This is a genomic window from Kitasatospora sp. NPDC034023, assembly GCF_055575795.1.
In genome coordinates this window covers 1-25,561 of record NZ_JBVIRY010000066.1, presented here as the reverse complement: position 1 = coordinate 25,561, position 25,561 = coordinate 1, and the positions used below count along the sequence as shown (strand labels likewise).

Annotated in this window: 27 protein-coding genes and 2 pseudogenes; 18 read left to right on the top strand and 11 right to left on the bottom strand. The window is 70.0% G+C overall.

Annotated features, from left to right (window positions below; genetic code table 11):
• Together ACZ52R_RS41515 and ACZ52R_RS41510 are read left to right on the top strand one after the other, a co-directional pair.
• Positions 1-654, top strand: a 654-nt coding sequence (locus ACZ52R_RS41515) for a helix-turn-helix domain-containing protein (RefSeq protein WP_465755386.1), incomplete at its 5' end; no start/stop codon positions are given.
• A 565-nt stretch (positions 655-1,219) separates the two neighbouring features.
• On the top strand, positions 1,220-1,867 hold the full coding sequence (locus tag ACZ52R_RS41510) for a TetR/AcrR family transcriptional regulator (protein ID WP_465755385.1): 648 nt from the start codon (positions 1,220-1,222) through the stop codon (positions 1,865-1,867).
• 450 nt (positions 1,868-2,317) lie between these two features.
• On the opposite strand, the gene ACZ52R_RS41505 is transcribed toward ACZ52R_RS41510, so the two are convergent.
• The 4 genes and pseudogenes from ACZ52R_RS41505 to ACZ52R_RS41490 all read right to left on the bottom strand — a co-directional run bounded on the left by ACZ52R_RS41505 (position 2,318) and on the right by ACZ52R_RS41490 (position 4,057).
• The gene (locus ACZ52R_RS41505) at positions 2,318-2,944 is read right to left on the bottom strand and encodes a hypothetical protein (protein WP_465755388.1); all 627 of its coding nucleotides are present in this window, start codon (positions 2,942-2,944) and stop codon (positions 2,318-2,320) included.
• Positions 2,945-2,982: 38 nt separating this feature from the next.
• Positions 2,983-3,054, bottom strand: a pseudogene (locus ACZ52R_RS41500) (CPCC family cysteine-rich protein); the annotation flags it as partial.
• 87 nt (positions 3,055-3,141) lie between these two features.
• Positions 3,142-3,624 carry a hypothetical protein gene (locus tag ACZ52R_RS41495; RefSeq protein ID WP_465625188.1) on the bottom strand — a complete coding sequence of 161 codons (483 nt, stop codon included), beginning with the start codon at positions 3,622-3,624 and terminating at the stop codon, positions 3,142-3,144.
• A 67-nt stretch (positions 3,625-3,691) separates the two neighbouring features.
• On the bottom strand, positions 3,692-4,057 hold the full coding sequence (locus ACZ52R_RS41490) for a hypothetical protein (protein WP_465625187.1): 366 nt from the start codon (positions 4,055-4,057) through the stop codon (positions 3,692-3,694).
• Positions 4,058-4,350: 293 nt separating this feature from the next.
• Here ACZ52R_RS41490 and ACZ52R_RS41485 point away from each other — a divergent pair, with 293 nt between their 5' ends.
• The 4 genes and pseudogenes from ACZ52R_RS41485 (at position 4,351) to ACZ52R_RS41470 (ending at position 6,161) form a co-directional block, all read left to right on the top strand.
• The gene (locus ACZ52R_RS41485) at positions 4,351-4,704 is read left to right on the top strand and encodes a hypothetical protein (RefSeq protein ID WP_465755384.1); all 354 of its coding nucleotides are present in this window, start codon (positions 4,351-4,353) and stop codon (positions 4,702-4,704) included.
• A 166-nt stretch (positions 4,705-4,870) separates the two neighbouring features.
• Positions 4,871-5,248, top strand: a pseudogene (locus ACZ52R_RS41480) (hypothetical protein); the annotation flags it as partial.
• A gap of 65 nt (positions 5,249-5,313) precedes the next feature.
• Entirely contained in the window at positions 5,314-5,547 is a 234-nt protein-coding gene (locus ACZ52R_RS41475; RefSeq protein ID WP_465625181.1) for a helicase associated domain-containing protein, read from the top strand.
• A 47-nt stretch (positions 5,548-5,594) separates the two neighbouring features.
• Positions 5,595-6,161, top strand: a complete 567-nt coding sequence (locus ACZ52R_RS41470) for a hypothetical protein (RefSeq protein ID WP_465755383.1) — start codon at positions 5,595-5,597, stop codon at positions 6,159-6,161.
• 613 nt (positions 6,162-6,774) lie between these two features.
• Here ACZ52R_RS41470 and ACZ52R_RS41465 read toward each other — a convergent pair.
• Complete coding sequence (locus ACZ52R_RS41465) at positions 6,775-7,788, bottom strand: hypothetical protein (RefSeq protein WP_465665877.1); 1,014 nt, start codon at positions 7,786-7,788, stop codon at positions 6,775-6,777.
• A gap of 508 nt (positions 7,789-8,296) precedes the next feature.
• Between ACZ52R_RS41465 and ACZ52R_RS41460 the strand changes: the two genes are divergently transcribed.
• Both ACZ52R_RS41460 and ACZ52R_RS41455 read left to right on the top strand, forming a co-directional pair.
• Positions 8,297-9,949, top strand: coding sequence for an ISL3 family transposase (locus tag ACZ52R_RS41460; RefSeq protein WP_465755382.1), 1,653 nt, complete (start codon positions 8,297-8,299; stop codon positions 9,947-9,949).
• A 767-nt stretch (positions 9,950-10,716) separates the two neighbouring features.
• A complete protein-coding gene (locus ACZ52R_RS41455; protein WP_465755381.1) occupies positions 10,717-11,196 on the top strand; it encodes an NUDIX domain-containing protein in 480 nt (159 codons plus the stop codon).
• Between the two features lie 288 nt (positions 11,197-11,484).
• Here the strand turns inward: ACZ52R_RS41455 and ACZ52R_RS41450 are convergent, their stop codons facing one another.
• Entirely contained in the window at positions 11,485-11,856 is a 372-nt protein-coding gene (locus tag ACZ52R_RS41450) for a VOC family protein (protein WP_465625173.1), read from the bottom strand.
• A gap of 80 nt (positions 11,857-11,936) precedes the next feature.
• Here ACZ52R_RS41450 and ACZ52R_RS41445 point away from each other — a divergent pair, with 80 nt between their 5' ends.
• From ACZ52R_RS41445 to ACZ52R_RS41435, 3 genes are all read left to right on the top strand, one after another.
• Positions 11,937-12,398, top strand: coding sequence for a MarR family winged helix-turn-helix transcriptional regulator (locus ACZ52R_RS41445; protein ID WP_465625171.1), 462 nt, complete (start codon positions 11,937-11,939; stop codon positions 12,396-12,398).
• A 198-nt stretch (positions 12,399-12,596) separates the two neighbouring features.
• Positions 12,597-13,364, top strand: a complete 768-nt coding sequence (locus ACZ52R_RS41440) for an ISL3 family transposase (RefSeq protein ID WP_465625169.1) — start codon at positions 12,597-12,599, stop codon at positions 13,362-13,364.
• A 56-nt stretch (positions 13,365-13,420) separates the two neighbouring features.
• A complete protein-coding gene (locus ACZ52R_RS41435) occupies positions 13,421-13,783 on the top strand; it encodes a cupin domain-containing protein (RefSeq protein ID WP_465755387.1) in 363 nt (120 codons plus the stop codon).
• Positions 13,784-14,562: 779 nt separating this feature from the next.
• On the opposite strand, the gene ACZ52R_RS41430 is transcribed toward ACZ52R_RS41435, so the two are convergent.
• Positions 14,563-15,081, bottom strand: a complete 519-nt coding sequence (locus tag ACZ52R_RS41430; RefSeq protein ID WP_391492101.1) for a winged helix-turn-helix transcriptional regulator — start codon at positions 15,079-15,081, stop codon at positions 14,563-14,565.
• Between the two features lie 99 nt (positions 15,082-15,180).
• Between ACZ52R_RS41430 and ACZ52R_RS41425 the strand changes: the two genes are divergently transcribed.
• Together ACZ52R_RS41425 and ACZ52R_RS41420 are read left to right on the top strand one after the other, a co-directional pair.
• Complete coding sequence (locus ACZ52R_RS41425) at positions 15,181-15,966, top strand: SDR family oxidoreductase (protein ID WP_465625167.1); 786 nt, start codon at positions 15,181-15,183, stop codon at positions 15,964-15,966.
• Between the two features lie 25 nt (positions 15,967-15,991).
• On the top strand, positions 15,992-16,345 hold the full coding sequence (locus ACZ52R_RS41420; RefSeq protein WP_465755380.1) for a nuclear transport factor 2-like protein: 354 nt from the start codon (positions 15,992-15,994) through the stop codon (positions 16,343-16,345).
• 540 nt (positions 16,346-16,885) lie between these two features.
• Here the strand turns inward: ACZ52R_RS41420 and ACZ52R_RS41415 are convergent.
• Entirely contained in the window at positions 16,886-17,746 is an 861-nt protein-coding gene (locus tag ACZ52R_RS41415; protein ID WP_465755379.1) for a LysR family transcriptional regulator, read from the bottom strand.
• Between the two features lie 192 nt (positions 17,747-17,938).
• On the opposite strand from ACZ52R_RS41415, the gene ACZ52R_RS41410 reads away from it, so the two are divergent.
• Together ACZ52R_RS41410 and ACZ52R_RS41405 are read left to right on the top strand one after the other, a co-directional pair.
• Positions 17,939-18,628: an isochorismatase family protein gene (locus ACZ52R_RS41410; RefSeq protein ID WP_465755378.1), complete on the top strand. Its 690-nt coding sequence runs from the start codon at positions 17,939-17,941 to the stop codon at positions 18,626-18,628.
• Positions 18,629-18,738: 110 nt separating this feature from the next.
• Complete coding sequence (locus tag ACZ52R_RS41405) at positions 18,739-19,992, top strand: MFS transporter (protein ID WP_465755377.1); 1,254 nt, start codon at positions 18,739-18,741, stop codon at positions 19,990-19,992.
• Positions 19,993-20,984: 992 nt separating this feature from the next.
• Here the strand turns inward: ACZ52R_RS41405 and ACZ52R_RS41400 are convergent.
• A complete protein-coding gene (locus tag ACZ52R_RS41400; RefSeq protein WP_465755376.1) occupies positions 20,985-21,965 on the bottom strand; it encodes an NADPH:quinone reductase in 981 nt (326 codons plus the stop codon).
• Between the two features lie 6 nt (positions 21,966-21,971).
• On the bottom strand, positions 21,972-22,559 hold the full coding sequence (locus ACZ52R_RS41395; RefSeq protein WP_465755375.1) for a PadR family transcriptional regulator: 588 nt from the start codon (positions 22,557-22,559) through the stop codon (positions 21,972-21,974).
• A gap of 141 nt (positions 22,560-22,700) precedes the next feature.
• Between ACZ52R_RS41395 and ACZ52R_RS41390 the strand changes: the two genes are divergently transcribed.
• The 3 genes from ACZ52R_RS41390 (at position 22,701) to ACZ52R_RS41380 (ending at position 24,313) form a co-directional block, all read left to right on the top strand.
• On the top strand, positions 22,701-23,093 hold the full coding sequence (locus ACZ52R_RS41390) for an ester cyclase (protein WP_465665859.1): 393 nt from the start codon (positions 22,701-22,703) through the stop codon (positions 23,091-23,093).
• A gap of 390 nt (positions 23,094-23,483) precedes the next feature.
• Positions 23,484-23,864, top strand: coding sequence for a hypothetical protein (locus ACZ52R_RS41385; protein WP_465755374.1), 381 nt, complete (start codon positions 23,484-23,486; stop codon positions 23,862-23,864).
• Positions 23,865-24,139: 275 nt separating this feature from the next.
• The gene (locus ACZ52R_RS41380; RefSeq protein WP_465755373.1) at positions 24,140-24,313 is read left to right on the top strand and encodes a hypothetical protein; all 174 of its coding nucleotides are present in this window, start codon (positions 24,140-24,142) and stop codon (positions 24,311-24,313) included.
• A gap of 37 nt (positions 24,314-24,350) precedes the next feature.
• Here ACZ52R_RS41380 and ACZ52R_RS41375 read toward each other — a convergent pair whose 3' ends face one another.
• Entirely contained in the window at positions 24,351-25,019 is a 669-nt protein-coding gene (locus ACZ52R_RS41375; protein WP_465755372.1) for a hypothetical protein, read from the bottom strand.
• Positions 25,020-25,561: the final 542 nt, after the last annotated feature.

The window sequence follows — 25,561 nt, the reverse complement described above, 5'->3', positions numbered from 1 at the left end:
AAGACCGCAGACTCCCGCCCACGACCAGCACGAGCACCCCGGAGAACCGTCACGCCAGCCCCTCCGACCAGCACGTTCGAAGATGGCGAAGGCTCAAGGGAACTGGCCCGGCGCCACCCGGCGGCCACCGTCGATCCGGACGTCCTTTACGTCGACAACGGCGACATCCTCACCTCCGCAGGCAAGGCCGCCGCCATGGACCTGTGCCTGCACCTGGTCCGCCTCGACCACGGCTCAGCCAACGCCAACAAGATCGCCCGCCGTCTGGTCATCCCACCCCACCGCGACGGCGGCCAGGCCCAGTTCATCTCCACCCCCCTCCCCGCCCCGGGCAACCACCCCCTGGCAGAACTCTTCCCCTGGGCGCTGGAACGACTGAACCAGCCGCTCACCGTCGAGGACCTGGCCCGCCAGGCCCGCATGAGCTCACGCCACCTCGCCCGCCACTTCAAACACCTCACCGGCACCACACCACTGCACTGGCTCCACACCCAGCGCATCCGCCACGCCCAGGAACTCCTGGAAACCACCAACGCCACCGTCGACACCATCGCCACGTCCACCGGCATGGGCACCGCCGCCACCCTGCGCCGCCACTTCCACCGCAGCGTCGGCGTCCCTCCCGACACCTACCGCCGAACCTTCCGCCCGTGAAAACCGTCCAGGGAACGTTGGCACTTCACGCTCAGTAACCATCGGCGGCCAGTCGACTCCCCACTGACTGGCCGCCGATGGGGAATTCCAACCGGCCACTGTCACTCACCACCGGCCACTGTCACTCACCGAGCTGAGGGGCGCGTGGGTGACCCTCCGGGACGCCGTGCTGGCCGAACTCGGCGACGAGTATCCGCAACCGGCGGCCAATCCGGTGGGTAGTTCGGGTGATTTCAGGCGGTGAAGTCGCCGCCCGCCGTCCCGATGATGAGACGGGACGGCGCGATCGGGGTATCGAAGCCGATCGCCGCGACACAGAGGAGCGAAATTCCGATGCCGAAGACCACCGTGTGCGGCTGGTCCAGGACAAATGTATTCTGCCCGTCGAGTCCGGTCCGATGCTCCCCCTTGCTGGTCGGCGCCCTGCGTATCCGCCCGCACCACCAGGACCCCGCACCCGGGGCCGACGTGGTGGCCCTGCGCCAGGTCGCCGCCAACCCGCACTGAGCGGCCGACCCCACCCCGCGGCGGGTGGGCGTCGACCGCCGTACCGAGGAGCACAAGCATGCGCGCCGCCCGCACCGGACCACCCAGCGGACGCCAGAAGGAAGCCGACCGCAACGACGAGCGGGTCCTGCGCGCGGCACGCGAAGTCTTCGCCGAGCACGGCTGGAACGCTCCCGTCTCAGAGATCGCCCGCCGCGCCGGTGTGGGCATGGGCAGCCTCTACCGGCGCTACCCCGCCAAGGAGGACCTCGCCCAGGCCCTGCGCGTGCAGGGCATGGACGAGCTGGCCTCCCTGGCCCGCAGTGCCAAAGCCGACCACACCGACCCCTGGACCGCAATGCGGTCTTCCTGCGAACAGCTCTGTCCGCTCCCGACGCCGTCTCCCTCCTCCCCCTCATCGGCGGTCGCCCCCGGCCACCGACGAGATCGACGCCGCATCCGACTGCCTCAAGGCCGCACTCGACGACCTGGTCGACGCCGCCCACCGGTCCGGCGCACTGCGTGCGGACATCAGCTCCGCGGACCTACCCCTGCTGCTCAGCCACCTCGGCACCCGCCTGCCCACGACCGCAGAGCGCGCCTCGAACTGCACCTGCGCTACCTGGACCTCATCCTGAGCGGCCTTCAGAACCCCGCGACACCGCACACGCAACCCGTCAGCCCGCCCAACTGGACCGAGCTGAACGACCTCTGGAACACCCCGTGACCGCGCCTGCCGCCATGCACTGACGTACCACCAGCCGCACCAGCTGCCCGACCACCTCCAGAACGCCGCCGCCCGCACCGAGCAGGACGACTCCCCTGCGCTGGGGTGTTGCAACAACCACGAGAACTCAGGGGAGTTGATGCGGACTTTGGCCTGCGCCGACTGCGGCCGCGAGCAGTGGGCCCGTCGCCCGTGAGGCCGTTACTGATTCTGGAGCGCGCCGAGAAGGGCTCGGGGCCGCTGGTGCTGCCCGCACCGACCCGGCGGGAGCTGGTGGCTGCGCTGGTCTCCGCTCCGGGTGATCCGTGGTGGGAGGACCGGGTGCTCCACGCGGAGCTCTACCCGGTGAAGGGCCGCCGGGTAGGCCAGGCGACTGGCCGCTGTGAACCCGCGAAGGGGCCCGCCGCCAGTCGGCGGTGGGCCCCTTTCTTGTGCTGGGCGCCGTCAAGTTCAGCAGACGCTGCCCACATCGATGCGCAGGCCCGTGATGGTCGGCGAGCCCGCCGCCGCGTACATCTGACCGTTGGGGGGCACGCAGGCAGTGAACGAGTTGCCATAGGCCGTGTACTGAATCTCTACGCTGTCCTGATTACGCGTGTTGACGACGCTGAACGGGGTCCTGGGGCTCACGTACTGGAAGTAGCTGGTCTGGTCCCGGTACGCCGCCGAGAACTCGGGGCTCGACCTCCGGCCGCCCGCTCGCCGCTCGGCGCGCCGCTCGTCGCCCGGACGTCCGGCCCCTGCCGGCCCGCCGTCGGCCGCGGCTCGTCGCGCCGGTTCCCTGCACCGTCCGTCATCCGACCGCCGGCTGGTCGGGCCGGTACCGCAGCCCTTGCACTGCGCGGCGAGGATCAGGTCTGGCCGACTCGTCCGAGCGTGTGCCGCCGGATGCGAACCGTGGCAGGCCACTGACGCCGCGCCGGCCGGCACTCCCTGCTCGAAGCCCTGGACAACCCGGACAAGGTGCCGCCCACGACCAGCGCCAGGAGGAGAGAAGAAGCCCCGCCAGGCGGTCTGGTAGTTGTGCTGGGCTTGGACCAGTGACGTGCTGTTCGTGCCGCCGGCTGTGTCGGCCACCGCAGCTGGGTCAGGTCGTCCTCCCAGAAGCAGATGGGGCAGGTCTCCCACGTGCCGATGGCTTTCAGGGCCAGGTGTCCGCAGCAGGGACACGGGAATTGCTCACTCACGCGGACACTGAACGACCGCCTCGTCGTTCGGCGAGCCGTTTTGCGTTTCCTGTCGCACTGGCTTTCCAGACAGCGGGTGCGGGCGGTTCAGGTGTCGCGGCCGATGCTGCGGGTCCAGACCTGGAACGGGGATGGCGCGGATTCGTCATCCACCCGGCCCTCGTCGTTAGGTCCGACAGCGGTGAGTTCAGTCCACGGGATCAGGCCGGGTTCGTCGGCGTCGAGGTAGGCGGCGACGATCGGCTCGAGGGTGTCGGTCACCGTATAGGCGCCGCCGAACGGCAGGGATCCTGGAGACTGTGAGGAGGTTGAACAGCGCAGTTGTCCGGCCTGCTCGTCGTGCCAGACGTAGAACGTGGCGGTTCCGTCGAACCCGAGGTCTCGGACACGGTCGCGCAGAGCCTCCGCGGTGCGGCCGAAGGCGGCAGCCACCTGTCCTGCCGACAGCGTCGCCCGTTCCTCCGGGTCTGCCGACAGCCGCCAGGTGTTGCTCTGCGACTCCGCCACTTGATCGTCCGGGTTCAGGACCACGGGTTCGTCCGCGACCTCGGCGATGAACTTCAACAGCATCGGCTCAGTGTGCACCATGGCCGGTGGCCGCCTCGCCGAGGTGTGACGGCCACCGGGCAGGTGCGGGTCATTCGGGCGGGGACAGGATCCGGGCTTCGAGGTCGGCGACGCGGCGGTCTTGGAAGCGCAGGTTGGAGCGGGCGGCCTTGAGGCGTTCGTCGAGGGTGCGGTTGTCGGTGGTCAGCTGGCGGACGCGTTGCTTGAGGGTGGTGTTCTCGGTGGTGATCCGCTGGCTGGCCTCCTGGGTCCATTCGGCTTCCAGATCGCGGAGCTGGCCGAGGAGTTCGCTGATGCGAGTGCGTTGGGTGAGGATCTCGGTGTGGGCGGCTTTGAGGGCTTCCTCGGCGTTCAGCGCGCGTTCGCGCCAGGTGGCCTCGTGCTCGTCGTTCTGTTCAGCGAGCGTGCGGGACCGGTGTTCGCCGGCCTCAGTCATCGCCGCGGAGACCGCCGTCTGCGCCCGTGAGGCCGCCCGCCGGGCCCGCCAGACCATCGTCGCCGTCCACCGCCGTCTCGCGGGCCCCGCCGCCCAGCCCCTCTACACCGCCTTGGACCGCGTCGGCCTCCACACGCTGACCGACGGCGACCACCAGGCCGTCCGCGAACTCACCCGCCACCTCGACCCCGCCACGCTGCGCCGGGTCATGAGCTGGCTGGAGCGTACCCGTACCGCTGCCCTCGCGCTGCGTGGCACCGTGCAGGACCGGCCCGCGCGGCCCGTCGTACGGCGTGCCAGTTCTGACAGGCCGCAAGGCGCTGGCCACCACCAGGGTGGTCGGTGCCTTTTTGCGCTGCGTCACCCTGACCGCCAAGAACTCGCTGCCCGACGCCGATATCGCCAAGTACGTCGCCCAGCTGGAACGCGCCAAGCACACGATTGAATGCCGCGAACTGGGGCCGGACGACGCTCGACTGCGTTTCGGGCTGTTCGCCGACCTTGGCGAGGGTCGCATGGTGATCCTGATCGACGCGGATCAGTTCCGTGCTCAGCACCCTCAGAATGCCTACCTTCACCAACTGGTCCGCGCAGTCCGGGAGAGAGGGCCCGCTGTGAACGTGGCCCTGGTGCCGCCGAGTCCGTGATCGAAGGTTTGAGCACAGCTCCTCACCGCCGGGCCCAGGTCTTGCAGGCTGGCTCGTGCCAGGTGGTGCGCACGACCATGCCTCCGGGGGAGATGTGCTCGCTGGACCTTCTCTGCACCAACATGCTGGACATGACGGACAGGCGAATCGAGTCCCCGCGAGGCACATGGCCGTCGCGTTCGCCCACTTCACGACATGGCACGATGCCGGGGTGGAGAGTAGAGAACGTGCAGAGAGCCTGTCTGAACTCGGCGACCTGCTGACGTCGCTGTCGAACCGGCCCGTCGTCTCCGTGCCGTACGGCCGATTCCCGGATGGCGCGACTCCTGGTCACGGACTGGGGCCACTTGCCGGCCAGGTGCACGACCTTGTCGCCGAGATTCACCCGTTGTGGGAGCAATACGTCGGCATGATCTGGTCCAAGCACGCCAACGCCTGGGAACGCGGCAACGCCTACGCCCACGCCTGGGCCGCCCACCACGGCCACCTCGCGATCCCCGCCACCGAGAAGCTGGACGGCTACGCGGTCGGCGCGTGGATGCGCCGCCAGCGCAAGGCCGAGGCCCTCACCGCCGACCAGGCCGCGAAGCTCGACGCGCTGGACGAGCTGTGGCGCCTGGAACCAACTGGAAACGCTCCTACCGCCGCCTGCTCGCCTACCTCGCCGCCGGCGGCACCCTGGACGGCCCCGCCAACCGCACCGGTCTCGGTGACGACCCGGCGTTTCGGCCCGGCGCCTGGCTGCGCAAGCAGGACAAGGCCCGCATCGACGGGAAGCTGACCGAGCAGCAGACCGCGCTCCTGGACGTACTCACCCGGCACGCCGAGACCGTGATGGGCTGACCCGCCCCGCAACCAGCAGCTGACCTGACCCGCGGGGCCTGAACAGCATGACCGAGGTCGAGACCGCCTCCGAGGACATCTGGCACGCCCCCGCGTACGGCGGCGACGCCGTCCACGCCCGCGACCACCACCGCGCGCTGCCGGTCGTGACCACCACCCTGCCGCTGCTGCGCCGCCACGGGGCCGACGCCCCGGTGTGGCACCGGTTCGGTCGCCGCGGCTGGCACACCCTCACCGACGCGCTCGACAACCCGGACGGCGACGAGCTGCTGGCCGTCGAGCGGGCGGAGGCGGATCGGGCCCGCCGGGCGCGGGAGGCGGGGAGCGGGAGAGGCGCCGTCCGGCCTGTCGCCGCTGCTCGGCGCCGTTCTCGGATGAGCGGTGGGAGGAGAAGGAACGGGGCTGGAACGACGACGGGCTGTGCGCCGGCTGCCGCCAGGCTGACGCCGACCGGAAGTCGCGGGAGGCCGCCGAGCGCGAGCGGGCCGCCGCCGAAGCCGCAGCCGCCGAGGCGAAGCGCACCAGCTCTTGGTGGCGCCGGTCCTGACCCGGCCTCACCCCGAGCGCAGGCCGCCGACCTGCACTGGGGAGTTTCGGAACCCCCGCTGACCTAATTCCTTATTAGCGGGCTGTGGGAAGCAGAGCGGTTGCCGCCTCCCTGGCCCGCAGGGGTGGTGTGGTGAGCGGCCAGGGAGACACCTGCATACGACCCGGCCACAGAGGCCTTCTGTGAGATCGGTGCCACCCTGGCCCATCGCCACACAGCCACCTGCCGTCGGCCGGGGCACCGAGCGGACGCATGTCTCTTACCTGTAGGTTCTTCGGCGTCACGAGGCCGATCCGCTGAGGACCGACGGGCCACCACAGAAGTTGAGCCAGAACCTAATTCGGGAGCCAGTTAGGCAACGGAATCGAGAGCCACCTGCAACCTGGACCATCGAGACTGGTTGAGTGCTGGGGTAGATGGTGCGGGCGAGCCTCGGCTACGCCACTTGGCCGAGCTGTGGTGCCGCAGAGTGCGCGAGGGCGGGCAACGCGAACCCGTCGCGCAAGCATGGTCTTCTGGCTGTGGGGTCGGACCGGTCTGGTGGGGCCTGGCAGGGTGCCGATCCGGCGGGAGACCCGCCCGGGTCACACCATGTCCGTCTGCGTCGGCAGGTCGGACGTGACGCACCGGGCCTACCGCCCGGGTCGGCTGGTCAGCCGGCCCGGAGGGGGCCCGTGCTCTCAGTAGGTCAGTACGAGGCAGCCACTCTGGCCGGCCTTACCGTCCTCACCCGGCTTGGGGTAGAAGTTGTCATAGTTCCGGTTCCAGTCCCCCGCGTTCCCGCCGCGCCCGCCGTCGCCGCCCTTCCCGCGCGCGTTCTCGGGGCAGGGCGCCATGCTCGGCAGTGGAACCTCCGCGTTCCAGGGCGTCTCCACACCGGCGGCCCCGCCGTGTCCGCCGTCAGCTCCGCGGCCGTCTCCCCGGTCGTGGCTGCCGTCCTCCCCGTTCCGACCGGGATCCCCATGCTTGCCGCCCCTGGCCAGCGCATCGTTGGCGCATTTGGGGCCGCGAGTGTCCCACGTCCCGCCACCGACCCTGTCGTTGGACGGGCCGCCCTTGCCGCCCTTACCGCTCAGATCGCGGGTGGTTTGCGAGCTCCCCTTCGCCGACTCTCCTCCCCCTCCGCCCCACGCGCCCAGGCCGCCCCTGGCCCTGATGGAGTTGTTCGTCGTCTTGTCCCACACCCACGAATCGTCGCCGTAGTCGCCGCCGTAGCCGCCCTCGCCGTTGTAGCGGTTCTCGGGGTCCCAGCTGTGGCTACCGCGGCCGCCGGGGTAGCCCTTCCCCACGGCGAGGTGGATGACCTGTCCGGGCTTGACCGGGAAGACGCACTCGACAGCCCCGCCGCCGTTGCCGCCGGCGCCTCCACCGCCGCCGCCACCGAACTGGAACTGGTTCCCGTTGCCGCCGGAGCCTCCACCGCCTCCGCTGCCGCCGGCGCCGACCGCCGTGGCCGTCAGCTGGGTGACGCCCTTCGGGACGGTGAATTCGTACGTGCCCGGTGTCGCGTACACCTTCGTCACCGGTGCCGCCGCAGCGGCATCACGGGCAGGCGCCTGCGCCCGCGCCTGCGCGGGCATCGCCGAACCGCTCAGCACCGCCGCGACCACCAGCACCGCTGCCTGGCCGGCCCGGCCGCTGCCGCGGCCCCTGCTCAGGAACCCACCGATATACAGACCAGACCGTCCGGCCACGCCGTTGTCCTCTCGCTCGCATCTGGACCAGGCCTCAGGACGCCGAAGCGTCCAGGCCCGGGGAAGGCGGCAGCCGAGCCGCACACCACGCCGCCCCGGACCACCACGACCGGGGCACCGCACAACTCGGTTGTCCAAGCTGCTTCAACGACCCGGGTACACGCCGGTCACCGCCCGGACAGCCCTGGAACACTTGGCTGATTCGGCGGCAGCCGAATGGCCGGGCCGGCTCCTCCAGGCCGCTGCAGAACCGGGCGACGTCTGCCTTCAGGACGGTCCGTCTGATCGGGCCCCGCCCCCGAGCCGGCCTGATACGGCGTCGCTCGAACGAGGTACCGACAGTGTGAACGGCCAGCCTCGATCACTCCGACACAGAAGCCGTTCACGAGTTCACAATTGACTCTCGAACTCGTTGCCCAGGTGGCTCCCGTTCTACGGTTCAGGCACGGATTTCGTGAAGTCGATCGTGCTTCTGTGCGCCGGGTGACGCTCCGTCACGTCTAGGTGGATGCTGGCCGCGTGTGAGGAGATATTCCTTCTGCTCCCGCATCTCGCAGGGGTGCGGGTCGAGTGCATGGATGTGCGGGACGGACGTGTGGTGATCGAGGCATCGACGCTGGAAGAAGTGCCAGTGTCGTGTCCGGGCTGCCAGATTGCGTCAGGTCGGGTGCACAGCAGGTATGGACGGCGCCTGGCCGACGTGCCGTGCGGCGGGCGGGGCGTGGTGATCGAACTGTCGGTGCGTCGGCTGTTCTGCGACAACGGGGACTGCCCGCGGGTCACCTTCGCCGAGCAGATTGAGGGGCTGACCTACCGCTACGGCCGACGGACGCCGGCCCTTCAGCGGATGCTCGGTGCCCTCGGCGTCGTCCTGGCTGCTCGGGCCGTGGCCCGCCTCGCGCTGCTGCTCGGCATCGTGATCAGCCGGATGACCGTCCTGCGCCTGGTCATGGCGCTGCCGGACCCTGCCTGGGCGACCCCGCGCGTGCTCGGCATCGACGAGTTCGCCACCAGGAAGGGCCACCGCTACGGCACCCTTCTGGTCGACTGCGAGACCCACCAGCCCCTTGACCTGCTGCCCGACCGCGACGCGGACAGTGTCGCGGCATGGCTGCGCGAGCACCCCGGCGTCGAGATCGTCTGCCGCGACCGCGCACAGGTCTTCGCGGACGGCGCCCGCGCCGGCGCCCCGAACGCCCAGCACTGCGCGGACAAATGGCACGTCTGGCACAACCTCGGCGAGGCTGTTGAACGCCTCGTCGCCCGCCATCGCGCCCTGCTCCGCGACCTTGTCGAACCCGCGCCTGAGCCCGAGCCGCCGGGACCAAAGCCCGCATCGGCCGAGGCATTCGAGGCTGCCACAGAGCCGTCCGAGCCCTACCCACAGGGGAAGTTCCTCGACCGGCTCCGCGACACCCACGCGGCCGTCCGCGCCCAGATCGAGCAGGGCTTGAGTCTGCGCGAGATCGCCCGACGCCTCGGCCTCGGACGCAACACCGTTCGCAAGTACGCCCGCGCGGCCAGCCCGGAGGCGATGCTGCACGGCCAGTGGCAGAACCGGACCAGCAAGCTCGACCGGTTCAAGCCCTACCTCGACCAGCGCATCGCCGAAGGCTGCACGAACGTGTCCCGGCTCCACCGCGAGCTGCAGGAACGCGGGGCTCGCTGCAGCTACAGCACGCTGCGCGACTACGTCCGGCCGCTACGGCCCGACCGACAGTCCCCGGGGAGCCCGCCGCCCATCGCCCGGCCGCCCTCTCCCCGCGAGGCCACCGGCTGGATCATGCGCCACCCCGACCACCTACGTGAGGACGACCAGCAACAGCTCAAGACCCTGCTGGCCCGCTCACCCGAACTCACGGCCGCCGCAACCCACGTCCGCACCTTCGCCAGCATCATGTCCAACCGCGAAGGAGACCAGCTGGGGCACTGGATCGCCGACGTCTGCGCGGACGAACTATGCGGCCTGGCCGGCTTCGCCACCGGACTGCTCTCCGATCTCGACGCCGTCGTCTACGGCATGAGCACCGACTGGTCCTCCGGTCCAGTCGAGGGCCGCGTCAACGACCTCAAGGCACTCAAGCGCAGCATGTTCGGCCGAGCGAAGCCCTCGTTGCTGCGCAAGCGGCTTCTCCTTATCGCCGCCAGCCGCCGACCCTAACCTCTGCCGCCTCTGGCCTGACGGTCCAGGAAATCGATCAGTCGCGTTTCCGAACGCAGGAGCCGCTCCCGTCGCTCACACGGGAGAGAAGCGAGGGCGTCGACCAGAACTCGCTTCCGGGGGACGTACACCATGTTGCCGGAGTAGATCCTGCAGCCCGAACACCAAGCGAACCCGAAGCAGCGCTCGAACATGGAGGACTCGGGTGGATGGAAGCGGTACTGATACGAGCGGACAGGCGTTCTGCAGGCGGCACAGATTCGTCGATCGCCGTCGGCAACCGTGTCCCAGGTCCCGACCTTCCGCCAGTGCTGTCGCCCGGCCGGTGCTCTTCAAGTCGTCATGCCGGGCATTCTCCCGCACAGCGAGTCGCTCGGCATAACCGTTCGAGCAGGGCTCCGATCGACTACAGATCGTAACCGCCTCGGCGTGCTCTTCACGAAATCCGTGCCTGAACCCGTTCTACCTGTCGAAAACAGGCGGGGTGGGCAGAGCCTGCGACATGACGACACCCATGACCAGGCGCCGACGTCGCTGCCGTCCGGCCGCGCTCACCGCGTCCGCGCCCGTCTCTCCGGTCCGCGCTGGTTGGCCGCCGGCCCCGGTCCGGCCGGGTGGCGGCGCGTGCTGCCGGACGTGGTCGAGCGAGCACCTGACCCCGGGCGGGGTGGTCGTCCGCACCACCTGGCACGAGCCCGCCTGCCCGGCCTGGGCCCGGCGGTGACCGCCGGCACGGTGGCCGGGCCGGGCCGGTGCGGGTGTGCGCGGTGCTGGTCTACGACGGCCGCCTGGCCCTGATCCGCCGCCAGCGCTCGGCCGGCCTCCAGCACTCGCTGCCCGGCGGCCTGGTCGAGGACGAGGACGGCGAAGAACCCGAGACCGCGCTGCGCCGGGAGCTCCTCGAGGAGCTCGGCCTCCGCCTGGCGGTGCTGCCCGCGCCGCCGGAGCTGCGCTTCGTCCAGGACCAGGAGACCGAGCGGCCGGGCGAGGCGGAGCCCTTCCGGCGCCGGCACCTGGTCTACGTTGCCCACCTGCCCGACCCCCTGGTGGCGGCCGTCGCCGCGGTCGAGCAGGACGACCCGGACCAGGCCCCGGTGGTGTGGCTGCCGGTGGCCGACGCGGCCGGCCTCCACCTGTACCCGGACGTCGGCGCCGTCCTCGCCCAGGCCGTCCGGCCCGACACCGCCGCGACCGGCGGCCCGCTGCTGCTCCCGGCGATGACCGGCGCGTCCTACCAGTGGCGCTGACCTCCCGAGCGCAGGCCGCTGTGACCGTGCGCCGTAGATGGCCAGAGTTTTCGCGCTACTTTTTTGGCCGCTGGCCCTGGCTCTGACCAGAGCGAACGCCTTGGGAACCGCAGATTATCGGTGTCGCGGAGGCTTGGCCGTCCCGGCCTCAGTCGACGTCCCGACCATGTACCGCGCTTCGCGGAGGCGCGCTGACCAGGAGCAGGGAGACGGAGCCGACTTCCTGGTGCTGCGCGCCGAGGCGTGACGGTTTGTCCGCTGACCTGGGCCCGGGAGAGGGCGTTGCGGTCAGCCTCCGTGCGCGGTGAGCGTGTAGCCTTCGGGGCCCTCGAAGGAGAACATCGGCCCGAACGGGCTGTCCGCCATGGGGGTCAGGATCCTGACTCCGGCGGCGGTGAGCTGGTCGCGGAGCTGGCGGGCGTCCGTGGTCCGGAACCAGAGCACTACGCCCAGACCGGGCCGTGCGGTGTCGGCGAGGTCGACGCCCGGGAGGAGCGCGCGGACGGCGAACGGGGTCGGCTTGGTGTCGAACACGACCGCGTGGGGCGGCGAGACGGCGGCCCGGCGCAGGCCCAGGTGCTGTTCACAGAAGGTCGCTGCTGCTTGCACGTCGCGTACTTGCAGGGCGACGAAGTCGGGGCCGTCGATGGTGGCAGGCATGGGTACTCCTCGATCCTTGATGTCAGAACTTTGACATAGGGGAGACTAGGATCCCGAGAAACCCATGTCAAAATGCTGACATGATGGAGAGCCCGTTCGCCGAGCCGCCCCACCCCGCCAAGGACGTCACCCAACACGTGGGCTACATGCTCAAACGCGCCCAGGCCGCCCTGCGCAGCGCTATGGACAAGGGCCTGCGCGAGCACGGATTGACCGTGCCGCAGTACGCCACTCTCGAACTCCTGGCCCTGCACCCCGGCATGTCCAACGCCGACCTCGCCCGCGCGACCTTCGTCACCCGGCAGTCCGGAAACGTTGTTCTGCGGGGCCTGCAGGAAGCGGGACTGATCACCCGCCCCGCCACCGCCGACCACGGCCGAGCCCGGCCCGCCCACCTCACCGAGGAAGGCCACACACGCCTGTCCGCGGTCCAAGCCGCCGTCTACGCCATCGAAGAGCGCATGGTGGAGGCGATCCCGCCACAGCGCATGGCCGCGCTGCTCTCTGACCTCGACCGCATCGCGGCAGCCCTGGAGAAATGACCCGGGCTCCCGATTGTTTCGGGCCGGTCCGAGGCGGTGCCTGTGGTGGCAGGGTCGGCGCCGAAGGCCGCCGGTTGCTGCTCGGTCGGAGACCCACCCGCTTCTGACCCGTGGCCAACCAGGCCGGCGCGACAACCTACCCGTCACGCGAACTCGATGAAGCTTCAAACAACGGCATTGCCGGAGAAGGAGAAAGTGGTGCTGCCCGAGGGACGGCTGGCGCGGCGCACTCGCGAGCGTCACGCCGCCGTCCACGCGCTGATGAAGAAGGGAATGGGGCACAGCCAGATCGTCGCCGAGCTGGGCCTGGACCCGAAGACGGCGAGGAAGTTCATGCGCGCCACCACCGTGGAGGAGCTCATAGGCGCGGGGCCCACCGGCGGCCGGCAGACCAGCTTGGACGGCCACGCCGCCTACCTGATCGCCCGGTTCAACGAGGGCTGCACCAGCGCCGACCGTCTCCACCGCGAACTCGCCGAGCGTGGCCTGACCGTCAGCGAGCGCACCGTCCGCCGATTCGTGCACCGGCTGCGCGACCTCGCCAAGCCGACCGCCCGGCCGCCGGCCCCCAAGGTCCGTGAGGTGACCAGGCTGATCCTTGCCCACCCCGACAATCGGCCGGAGGCCGGGAGTGTCCTCATGATGGAACTCCGCGACCGCTGCGGTGAGTTGGACGATGCCTGCGACCTCATCGCGCGATCTACCTCGATGCTCGTCAACCGCCAAGGCCGGGAAGAACTTGTGCAGTGGACTGCGGACGCCGAGGCCAGCCGCCTCCCCGAACTGCGCGGGTTCGCCACTGGCCTGCGCAAGGACTGGGACGCCGTCATGGCCGGCCTCACGCTCCGCTGGAACTCCGGCCCGGTCGAGGGCCACGTCAACCGCATCAAGATGATCAAGAGGCAGATGTTCGGACGCGCCAAGCTGGACCTCCTCCGCAAGCGCGTCCTCCTCTCCACGCGATGACTGTCTTCCCATACGATCAGTGCTTTCCGGACCTTGCGAGGAGACCCCTCTTGGAGATGTTTCGCTTCGACCGTTCGGAGAAGGTCATCGATCGCTTCGACAGTGTGGATGCCACTGCTACCCGCGTCGCCGCCGGAAAGGGGCCTGTTCATCTGACCTGCCTGGCCATCGAGCCCGGTGGAACCATCGGCTCGCACCCCGCCCCGGTGAGCCAGCTCTTCCTTGTCATCACGGGCGAAGGCTGGGTCGCGGGCCCAGACGGGCGCCAGATCTCCGTTTCAGCCGGCGACGGTGTCCGCTGGGAGCCCGGTGAGGAACACGCATCCGGCACCACCACCGGCCTCACCGCCATCGCCCTCGAAGGCCCGTCGCTGGACCTCTTCGCCCCGGACTTGCGCGGCCCCCGCCACCTGCCCTGACCTGACTGCTGGACGGGCAGCTTTCACGGAATTCGCGCCAGAGCCAGTCTGCCGCGTCCGCTGACAGGGCCTCGAGAAGCCGCACCCGATCGTTCTCGAAAAGGACCTTGTACACATCAGGTGCTACCTGAACAGCGTCAGCTGCCATGGGGATCTCCCGATCGTTGGGGCGGAGCGTAGTTAATTGATGGCGACCGTAGTCCCGGGCAGACGACCGCACGCGGCGGAAAACCAGGCAGGCGACCCGGGGGCCACCAAGCCGGACATGCGGTGTCAGCGCCGGCGAGCGGTCCCGCCGGCCGGGCGTCTTGGTCCCGAAGGTGCGGGTCTCGCCAACGGACGCCGACAACGGCCACCGGGCGTCCGTGCGAGCGATGAGACCTGCGCACGGTCCCAACAGCCCCGACAGCCGGCAGGGGTGCGGGAGCGGGAGCGGGTACGGCGACGAGATATCGCCTTCACTCGACAGGTGTCCTTGCAGGTAGAGCGATCAGGCGTAGAGAACCTCGATCATCTCGAACCCGCAGGGACACCTGTCGTCGTATCAGCCACCGAAGTCCGCCACTACCCGCGGATTCGGGTCAGACTTCGACGAACTGATGAGGATTTCCGAAAACGGCCAGGCCCGCTCTCGGTTCCCTAGTTGGTTGGGCCGTTCAACGGTCTGGGGGGAGTGGGGAGTGGGGAGCGGGGAGACGGGCGTATGTCGGCGATGAGTTGTTGCGGCCTGGTGGGTCGGGTACGGCCTTCCCGGCCCGGCTCAGGTCTGTCGAGCATCCTTACGCCTCTTCCGCGGGGATGGCCTGCCGTGTTGCGTAGCGGTTGCGCATCGCGTCGCTCGCTGCGGGACCTGCGGTGAAGACGTAGGTGCCGCTGTCGTCGAGTCGGCGGCCGGTCTTGGCGTCGACGACGACGGGCTCGACCTCCTCGCCGCTGCGCGCGTCGATGAGGATCATGCTGCGCTCGGCCGGTGTGAGACGGGAGTTGCCCCATGCGGCCAGGGCGACGATCACCGGACGCAGGGAGTGCCCGAGTTCGGTGAGGACGTACTCGTGGCGCACGGGGTTGGTCTGGTAGGGCCGGCGCTCCAGGAGTCCGTCCGCGACGAGGGTTTTCAGCCGGGTGGTGAGCATGCTGGAGGAGATGCCCAGGCTCTCCTGGAACTGGTCGAAGCGGGTGTAGCCGTCGAAGGCGTCGTGGAGGATCAGCAGCGTCCACCACTCGCCGACGTGTTCCACCGTCGTGGACAGCGGGCACTCCCGGTCCTCCAGCCTGATCCGGCTTGCCACGGCGACCATCCCCTCAGTTACTGCTAAAGTAGAAGTAAGTAGCTTCTATTCTAGCAGTCATAGCGGGAGCGGTCCTTTCCGTGCCCGCACCCGGGGACGGAGCACACCGTGACCACATACATCAGCGAATCCCTCGAAGGCCGACGCGCTCTGGTCACCGGCGGCACCAAGGGCACCGGAGCCGCCATCGCCCGACGGCTCGCCGAGGCCGGCGCGATCGTGCTGGTGACCGCCCGTACCCGCCCGGACGACGCCGACGAGAAGGCGTTCATCACCGCCGACCTGTCCACCGCCCAGGGCGCGGCCCACGTCGCCGCCGAGGTGGACGCCCGCGTGGGAGGTGTCGACATCCTGGTCAACACCCTCGGCGGTTCCGAGGCACCGGCTGGAGGGTTCGCGGCGCTCGGCGAGGACGACTGGGCCAGGGAGCTGAACACGAACCTGCTGGCCGCCGTCCGCCTGGACCGCGCACTCCTGCCGCACATGATCGCCACGGGCAAGGGCGCGGTCGTGCACGTCACCTCGATCCAGCGCCGCATGCCGCTGTGGAACGGCACCTTGGCCTACGCCGCCGCCAAGGCCGCCCTGACCACCTACAGCAAGGGCCTGGCCAACCAGGTCGCCCCGCACGGCGTCCGCGTCAACACCGTCTCGCCAGGCTTCGTCCAGACCTCGGCCGCCGACAACCTCGTCGCCCGGATCGCCCACGACGCGGACATCACCCAGGAAGCGGCGCTGGGCCGGCTCATGGACTCCCTGGGCGGCATCCCGCTCGGCCGTCCCAACCGGCCCGAGGAGGTCGCCGAGCTCGTCGCCTTCCTCGTCTCCGACCGCGCCTCGGCCATCGTCGGCGCCGAACACGTCATCGACGGCGGCACCACCCCCACCGTCTGAACCCGCCACCACCCCAAGGATCGTCATGCACGACAACCAGCCCCTAACCCCGGACGCCCTGCCCGAGGTGATCACCCGCTACCTCCAAGCGCACCGCGCCCACGACACCGCCACCGCGGTCACAGCGTTCACCGGCGAAGCCACAGTGATCGACGACGGCAACACCTACCAGGGCACCGAGGAGATCGAGGGGTGGCTCGGCCGATCCGTCACCGAATTCACCTACACCATCCACCTCACGAACGCCCAGCAGAGCGACGCGACCCACTACATCGCCACCCACCACCTCGAAGGCAACTTCCCCGGCGGCACCATCGATCTGCGCTACCAGTTCACACTCCGCGACGACCTCATCGAACGCCTCGTCATCGAGCCCTGAGTCCGCCCACTGCTGCCGCCTGCGCGACAAGCCCCACTCACCTGGACCGCCCGTCCCGGCCGTCGTGCCAAGCCGGCCACTCGGCCACCAGGCCAGCCCTCACATTCGGCATCCACCCGCAGGGTCTACCGCCTGACCGGGAACGTGCACTGGGCGACAGCGCATGCCAGCCGGTGAACGATGTCGGAAAGCCGTGTGCGGGAGAACTGCATGCACGGTTTGAAGCGGCGGGGACTGGAACGGAGCATCACGCCACCGCGCCAGTCCCCGACCCTACTCAGAGAGCGCCATCAGAACAGGCACCCGCAGCCGACGGCAGCTGCGCGCGGTGCCGCGAGCGGCCCGACGAACTCGCGCGCAGCGACCGGGTACCGCAACCCCGGCGACCGAGACCACCAGCTCCAGGGTCACCAGGTCTCGCGCGTACTGGCGGTACACCAGGTCCGCCGACGCCGTCCGCCAGGTCGGCGAACACCGACTCGCCGACCTCCTCGCCAGCCGCCTCCGGGTGTCCGCCCTGCTGTGCGGGCGGGCCGCTGCCTACGTGATGTGGCGCAGCAGGGCGGTGACGGCCGCAGACACCTGTCCGCGGGGATGCACCACCATCACCTTCCAGGTCGGTGCGTTCTGGGCGAAGCGGCGGGTCGTCAGGTCGGGAAAGCGGGCGGCCAGGGATTGGGGCATGATGCACACGCCCAGGTCGTGGCGGACCAGGTCGGTGGCGCTGAGAATGTCGTTGACCTCGAAGGTGGCGACGCGGTCGACGAGGGCTGTACGAAAGGCACGGTCGACGGAGTGCCGGATCGCCCAGCCAACGGGGAATTCCACTAGTGGCAGGCCGACCGCCTCGGCGAGGGTGACCGGTCGCTCGGGTTGGCCGGCGCGGCCCGGCGCCGTGATCAGGACCATCTCCTCCTCCTGCAGCACGCGTGCGGCCAGTCCTCGCTGCTGGGGACGGGCCAGCGCCACGACGGCCACGTCCATGGTGGCGTCGCGCAAGGCCTGCAGGAGGTCGTCCGCCGACGCCTGGCGAAGCCTGACCGTCACCTGCGGATGCTGGTGACGGAAGGCGGCCAGCGCCTGGGCGAGGCCCGTGTGGAGACCCTGCATGACCCCGATGGTGATCTCTCCCCGGAGCTGTTCTTTGGTCAAGTCAACGGCGGCTCGGGCCTGTTCGGCGGCCTGTAGCGCGGCGCGGGCGGCCGGGAGGAACGCCTGGCCCGCCGGGGTGAGGGATACCCGGTGGGTGGTCCGGTGGAACAGCGAGGCGCCCAACTCGCGCTCAAGAGCGCGCACCGTGGTGGACACCGCGGACTGCACCACGTGTAGGCGTCGCGCCGCCGCGCTGAAGCCGCCCTCCTCGGCGACCGCGACGACGACCTCCATCTGCCGAAGATCCATCCCACCCTCCGTACGGCCGAACTCCAGGCTATCTCTGAAAGAGATTACCGCCATCTCGAACCATCTCCCTGGCATGGGAAGCGACCACCGCGGCAGGGGGTTGAAGAGGTCATCAGCAGCGAACGACACTGCTGGTCAAACCAGAACATTCGGCCCGGTGCCGGACGCCCGCCCTTACCCCAGGGAGAAGTCATGTCGAGCAACAACGGCCTCATCGACCCCGCAGACGCCGCGGTACTGCTGGTGGACCACCAGAGCGGTCTGCTGCAGATCGTCAACCACACCAACGTCCGCGAGCTGCGCAACAACGTGGCCGCTCTGGCCAAGGCCGCCACCCTGGTCGGCGCCCCGGTGATCGCCACCGCGTCGGTCCCCGAGGGCCCCAACGGCCCGCTGATCCCGGAGGTGTTCGACAACGCGCCCAAGGCGACGTACGTCCAGCGTCACGGCGAGATCAACGCGTGGGACGTGGAGGGCTTCCGCCGCGCCGTCGAGCAGACCGGCCGCCGTACGCTCCTCGTCGCCGGCATCATGACCAGCATCTGCGTCGTGGAGCCCGCACTGTCGGCCCTCGCCGAGGGATACAACGTGTACGCCGTCATCGACGCCTCGGGCACCTACTCCGACGAGGCTCAGCGGATCTCGATCGAGCGCCTGAGCCGGGCCGGCGTCAAGGTCGTCGACGTCCTTGGCGTGGCGGCCGAGCTGCAGAAGACCTGGGCCCGCGAAGACTGGGCGGACTGGGGCGGCGTCTACGCGAGTGTCAGCCCGGGCTACGCCGCCGTGATGGAGTCGGTGGGCCGCGCCCAGGCGGAGGCCACCGGCGGCGAGGCCGCCGGGGCCGAGGTCAAGTGGGCCCAGGCCCACGGCCGGTTGGCCTGAATCCCGTCGTTGCTGCCCCGGGCCGGTGGGCCCGGGGCGGCGACCGGCCCCCACGGCCGGCGTCGATCCCGGACGCCGGCCGACCACCTTCACGGAATCGGAGCAGTCACATGTCGTTGTCCGCACCCCGGACCGCTCTCCGGGCACCCGCCGAGGGGGGCGGCGAGCGGCGCTCGGCCCGCAGGCACGGTGCCGGGTTCTGGATGATCGCCTCGGTGTTCGTCACGGCCATGGCGTTCTCCACCGTCCCCACCCCGCTGTACCCCCTCTACCAGGCACGCGACGGCTTCTCCACCTTCACGGTCACGATCGTCTTCGCCGTCTACGCCATCGGCGTGCTGACCAGCCTGCTGCTGGCCGGGCACGTCTCGGACTGGATCGGCCGACGGAAGGTCCTGATCACGGCGCTGACGCTCGAACTGGCCGCCGCCGCGCTGTTCGTCACCGAACCTTCCCTGCCGGTCCTCCTCCTCGCCAGGCTGGTCACCGGCCTCGGTGTCGGCATGCTCACCGCGACCGCCACCGCGCACCTGCACGAACTGCACAGAGCACACCGCCCCGGCGCCTCCCCGCAACGCTTCGAGATCGTCTCCACCGCGGCCAACATCGGCGGCCTCGGCTTCGGCCCACTCGTCGCCGGCCTCCTCGCCCAGTACCTCCACGCGCCGCTGCGCCTGCCCTACCTCGTCTTCGGCGCCCTGCTGCTGATCAGCGTCGCCGCGGTCGCGCTCACCCCCGAGACAGTCAAGGAGCAGCCCGTCAGGCCGGCGTACCGCCCGCAGCGTGTCAGCACCGACCACGGCGACCCCACCGGATACGTGGCCGCCGCAGCCGCGGGCTTCGCGTCCTTCGCGGTCTTCGGTCTGTTCACCTCGCTGGCCCCCGGATTCGTCGGCCACACCCTGCACCACCCCTCCCGCGCACTGGCCGGGCTGATCGTGTTCGCCGTGTTCGGTGCCGCCGCGGCGGCCCAGTCGCTCACCGGCCGCCTCGATGCCAAAGTACGCAGAAATATCGGCCTGTTCGCCCAGGCCGCAGGGGTGGCAGCACTGGCCATCGGCATGCGCGCCGCCAGCTTCCCCGTCTTCCTGGCAGCCGGCATCGCGGCCGGCATCGGCGCCGGAGTGCTGTTCAAGTCCGCGGTCGCCACCGTCGTCGCCATGGCCGCGCCGGCCAAACGCGGCGAAGCTCTCGCCGGACTCTTCCTCATCGCCTACCTCGGCCTCGCCCTGCCCCCGATCGGCCTCGGCATCGCTACCCTCTACACCACCGTGACCGCCGCATTGACGTGGTTCACCGGCGCCCTGCTCGCCCTGCTCACCATCGCGGGCGTACTCGCCCGCCGCCCCGGCCGCACCGGCTGAACGCACCGTCCATCGCCGACTCCAACACCCGAAGCGGCGTCCCGCGCCCGGCCCACTCGCCAGGTGCAGCAGCCCGCAGCGCCGCACCAAGGTGCAGCAGCCGGACGCGGTGCAGCACCGCGTCCGGCTGCAGCGTGCTGCACGTTGTCCCGCCGCTGCGGGTGCAGCACGGCATGTTGTCCCGTCACCGGCCGCAGCCGCGCGCCCCCTTGTCCTACTGCCCCGGAGCCATCCCGCGCAGCAGGACCGGTTGTCCCCGCGCATGCAGAACACCCCCTGCGCATGTGCAGGGCCGACGCGGTGGGCGGCCTTGCGCGGCACCGACCCCGAGGCCCGGGCCCGGGCCCGCGGCCCTGGTGCGCAGCAGCACCCCGAAGTCCAGCAAGGCGACCCCCGGCTGCCGTAACCGGCCGGGGCCGGCGGCGGTTGCACGGACCCGGCACCCGCCCGCCTTCGCGCGCTCCCGCTCCCAGCAGCGTGAGCGGCATCCCGAGGCCTGTCCGACCAGCCGATACCGCGCTCAATCGGGAATACCTCGGCAGCGTCCACCGTTTCGAGGCTTAGTTGAATACTAAACAACCATGAGGAGGGAACATGCAGTTCGGGATCTTCACCGTTGGTGACGTCACGCCCGACCTGGCTCTGTCCATGAGATTCGACAGCGTTTGTTCATGACTTCAGACGGCAGGGCTTGGTCAGGCGATTCGAACAGCGCAGTCCTGGAGCCCGTTTGGTCACCCGACCGAATGAGGCTGGCCAGCCAGGCGGAGTATCCAGGCTGACCAGCCTCGTCGCTTCGTCAGTCCGTTGCGTTCAGCCGAGACTCTGCGACCGCGACGCCGGCGATGGCGGCGAGCATCAGCACCGTGCCTGTGACGACCGCGATCTGGGATTGTCTCGGCTGAGAACGTCGCGCCGTCCCTGGTACCGCTCGGCTGCGTCCTCGGCTGATCAGGGGACGCGCCCGTGGGCGTGGTGAACGACGGGCGGGGTCACTGGGGGAGGGTGACCAGGACGCGGCCGCGGCTGCCGGTGTCGACGCGGTCGTGGGCCTTGGCGATGTCCGCCAGCTCGTAACGGTCGCCGACTTCGACGGTCAGGGCGCCCACGGCGGCCGCGGCGGTCAGATCGCGTGCTGCCTGGCGTTTCGCCTCTTCGGGGAAGTCGTCGCTGCCGATCAAGCGCAGGAGGACATTGTTGAACAGCAGCGGCCAGAAGGGGATCTCGGTCCGGTCCGCGCTCGTCGCGTAGGCGGCGATGACCGCGCCGTTCGCGACCACGGCGTTGTCGAGGTCTGCGTTGTCGGACAGGGACACCTCGACGATCCGGTGCACGCCCTCGGGCGCGTACGCGCGGATCGCCGCCGCCGGGTCCCCCTGGTCCAGGGCCACGGCGTGGGACACGACAGCCGGATCGACCTGTGCGAGATCCGCGCCGCGCCGGACGGTGGCGAGCACCCTGGCCCCGCCCCAGTGAGCGAGCTGTGCGGCCAGGGAGCCGACCCCGCCCAGAACGCCGTGCACCAGCACGAGCTTGCCGTCGACCGGTCCGTCGGCGAACACGGCGCGGTGGGCGGTGATGCCGGGGATGCCCAGGGCCGCGCCGACCTCGTCGCTGAGGTGGTCGGGCAGCGGGACAGCCAGATCGGCGGGTACGACGGTGTACTGGGCGGCCGTGCCGAAGGGCCGGTAGGACTGGGCGCCGTAGATCCACACCCGCTGTCCGGCTCTGCGCTCGTCGGCCCCCTCGCCCACGGCGTCGACGACTCCGGCGGCGTCGCTGTGCGGGATCACCCGTGGGTAGGGCATCGAGGAGCCGAGCCAGCCGCGCCGCTTCTTGGTGTCGCCGGGGTTGACACCGGAGACGGCGACGCGGACGCGGACCTCGCCCGGGCCGGGGGTGGGGTCGGGCAGCTCGCCGACGCGCAGCACGTCGGCGGCGGGGCCCTGTCGGTCGTACCAGGACGCAAGCATGGGCGGCTACCTCCGGGGCTGGTCAGCGCACAGGTTGTCCGAGCGTAGAGGGTCTGTCTCGGCGCGCGCGGTGACTGGCTCGTCACCGTCCAGAACCTGGCGCAACCAGGCCCGTTCGGCGCTACTGATGGCGCGGGCGGTCAGCAGCATGCCGCGCCGGTAGGGGTCGGCCATGTCCTCGGCACGCAGCGGCCGGTCGCCGTCGTAGAAGAAGCTCGCCGGTTCCTCCAGGAACTCCAGCCGCCGCCGCAGCACCGCGTGCTGTTCGGCGACGTCCGGCAGGAGGGACAGGAACGCCAGTACGGTGAAGAACCGCGTGAAGTCGCTGATCTCGTGGTCGGCGGGCGCGCGCAGCCGCTTCAGCAGGTCGGCGCGCCCGGCGTCGGTCACGCTCAGTATGTAACGGGCCGGGCCCGCGGCCGGGTCCGCGCGCCGTTCCAGCAGGCCCGCCGCGGCCAGACGCTTGATCGCCGGGTACAGGCTGCCGTCGCTCACCGGCCGGGTGTAGCCCGTCAGCTCCGAGAGTCGGCGGCGCAGTTCATGTCCGGGCAGAGGCCGCTCGGCCAGGAAGCCCAGTATCGCTAGGTCAAGCATGTCCCTATCGTCCCACACCTACATCGATTCGATGCACACATCGAATCGATGTACTGTGGTTCTTTCGCTCGCTCGTTGCGAGCGGGCAGTGCCAGAAGAGAGAGGCGGACGGACATGTCGCCACAGTCCACCGAATCCGTGATGAGCCGCTTCGTCGAGTTCATCAACACAGCCGACGAGGACCTTGCCCGTGAGGTCATCGCCCCGGATGCCGAGTTCCATGCGCCGAGCCACGCGGAACCGCTGCGGGGCCCTGAGGGCTACCTGGAGCTGATCGCGATGATGCGCGCGGGGTTCCCGGATGTCCGGTGGACCCTGGAAGAGACCGTCACCGAGGGCGACACGGTGGCCGCCCGGTTCACCATGCGCGGAACGCATCAGGGCGAGTTCTTCGGAATCCCGGCCAGCGGCAAGACCATCTCGGTCCAGGCCATGAACTTCTACTACCTGGCCGACGGAAAGATCATCAAGGAGCGGGGCCAGCCCGACCTCCTCGGGGTGATGCAGCAGATCGGTGCCGTGCCTGCGCCTTGAGAGCGCAGGTCCGTCGGCGGCAGCGCCGGACGTCTACCGGCTTCCGGCAGTACGAGGGTGGCGTGCCAGGCCATGGTCCTGGCGCACCACCCTCGTCTCATGTCACCTCGCCGGCGGTCAGCCCTTCGCGTCCGGTCGCGACTCGGCAGCCGCGAGGCCGGCGATGACCACGAGCATCAGCACCGTACCGACGACCGTGGCCGCGGTGAGCCGCTCTCCGAGAAGCGGGCCCTCTCTGCGGAGCTGCGACCCACCGCTGTGCCGCCGCAGTGGCCCCAGGAATCGAACACGGGGCGACCGGGGGTGGTGTCCGAGGTCATGAACAAACGCTGTCGAATCTCGTGAACAAAGCCAGGCCCGGACGCCTGCCCGACCAGCAAAGGAACTGACATGCGGCACCTCACCCCCGCCTTCGCCCTCGGCGCCCTCCAGCGCGGGAAGCAGATCGAGCAGTTCCTCGGCGCCATCGAAACCGACGGCCGGCCCGGGCTCCGCTGGATCGCCCTCAGTCCCAGCCGCACGGGCGTCACCATTTACCTGAGCGAGGTCGAGGATGTCGGCACCGACACCTTCCTCGACATCACCGAGTTCCCGCCTCTGGACCCCGACGAGGAGACGTGGGGCCGGGAGGTCGCCGTCATGCCCACCCCCGAGGAGGCCTTGCACCTGGCAGAGCATGAACTCGCTGCCGACCCCCAATGCTGGGTCAACGATGGCGTCGTCTGCGACGAGTACCAAGACTTCCGGGCCGTACGCAGGTCGAACCCGTGAGGTTTCGGTGCCACCTGGCACGAGTTCGCCGGAACATGTGCGCTTTGCCGAACGACTCGTTCGAGGCGATGGCCACGCTGTTCTTTTCCTCCCGCTCGCCGGGCGCGGGCCGTTCGCCTCGGTCAGCGGCTGGAGCCTGGGCGGGCCGGACGAGCGCTGAGTCAGAGCCGCCTGCACGCTCGGCACGGGCGAGCGTCGTGCCCGCCCGCCGTCACCTCCCGCCGATGCCGCGTCCGCCTCCAGCCCCTGCCCCGTCGCCATACCGCGGAGCCTCGATGCCCACCGTCCTGCAGCATGCCGTCCTCATCACCGCGGCCGGCGCCGCCTGGGCGGCCCTCGCCGTCTTTACCGCCGCTATCACCGCCATCACCGCGGTCACCGTCCGCAGCGACGCCCGCCGCCGCGACGCCAGGGAGGTTCTCAAGGTCCTCGTGCGCCGCAGCCGCTGACCGCGCCCCGCGGCTTCCCTGCCCGGGCGGGTCTGGTTCAGCTGGTCTTCCAGGCGAGGGGCTTGTTGTCCTTGTCGAGCCACACGATGTACTGGAGGGGCTTGTCGGCCGGGGCGAGGTAGATGGCGCACTCGTGGTCGCTCTGGCCCTTGACGAAGTCCTTGCCGCCGTGGGGGACGTCGCTCTCGCACTTCGGGAACGCGCTGAGCAGGTCGACCTTGCGGGCCTGGGCGGTGTCGCTGACCATGGCGCGCAGCCGCAGGTTGAAGTAGGGCTCGTAGATTCCGTTGCCGCCGGTGTGGGTGTAGGTGACGTGTACGTAGTACGGCGTCTTGCCGGCCATGTCCTCCGGCTTGAGGAAATTGGCGAGGTCGGCGATGTCGCCCTTGACCACGCTGGTGGGGCCGATGGTGAGGGAGATGTCGCCCTTCGCGCTGTCGGTGTACGTGCCGGTCGCGGGCGCGGCCGGCGGGAGGGCGCCGGCGAAGCGGCTCGGGGCTGTCGGGGTGGCGGTGGGCGCCGCGGCGGTGATGGTGGGCAGCACGGTGGCCGCCGTCGACGGCGAGGCGGTGCCCGGGCTCACGGTGGCGGTGGGCGTCGCGCCGGCGGGGGTGTCGCTGTTGTCGGGGCCGCAGGCTGTCAGAAGGAGGGCCAGTGCGGCGGCGGCCGGGATGGCGGCGGAACGGAGTACGGATGCGGAGCGCAAGGGAGTCCCCCGGGAGAATCACGGTCGACCCGGCTGAGGTGGATGTCCCTCGTCGGTGCGGGCGAGCCTGGCGGCGGCCGCGTAGTACGGCCCTCAGCGATCCTCCATTGATTTGCCCGGCCGCCACATGAGTACGCGTACTCACATTTGGCCCGCACGCATCCTCCTGTCGGCGTACACCTGTATCTGACCTGTACGCCGACACCTCCGCTGTCTGGAGGGCGGGTGTCGGCCCAGCAGCAGAACCTCGATCAGCGCCCGAGTACCCTCACGCTCGCCGTGGGCCTTGCGGGCGGCCGCCCACCAGGCGTCATGGACCGGGGTGAAACGGCCTGCGGAGCGGGCCTGGTCAAGCGCGGTGGCCCCGGGCAGGGTGCCGGCGGCCCCGATCGAATAGAGCAGGGGCCTTGGGTCAGGGACAACGCAGCACATGGATGACGCGTTCTGAGAGGACGTTAAGTCCCTTTACTCACGGTTGGGGATCGCTCGTTCGTGTGATCGTTCGATGAACTGACGTGTTGGCCGGGGGGTAGGTGATGTTG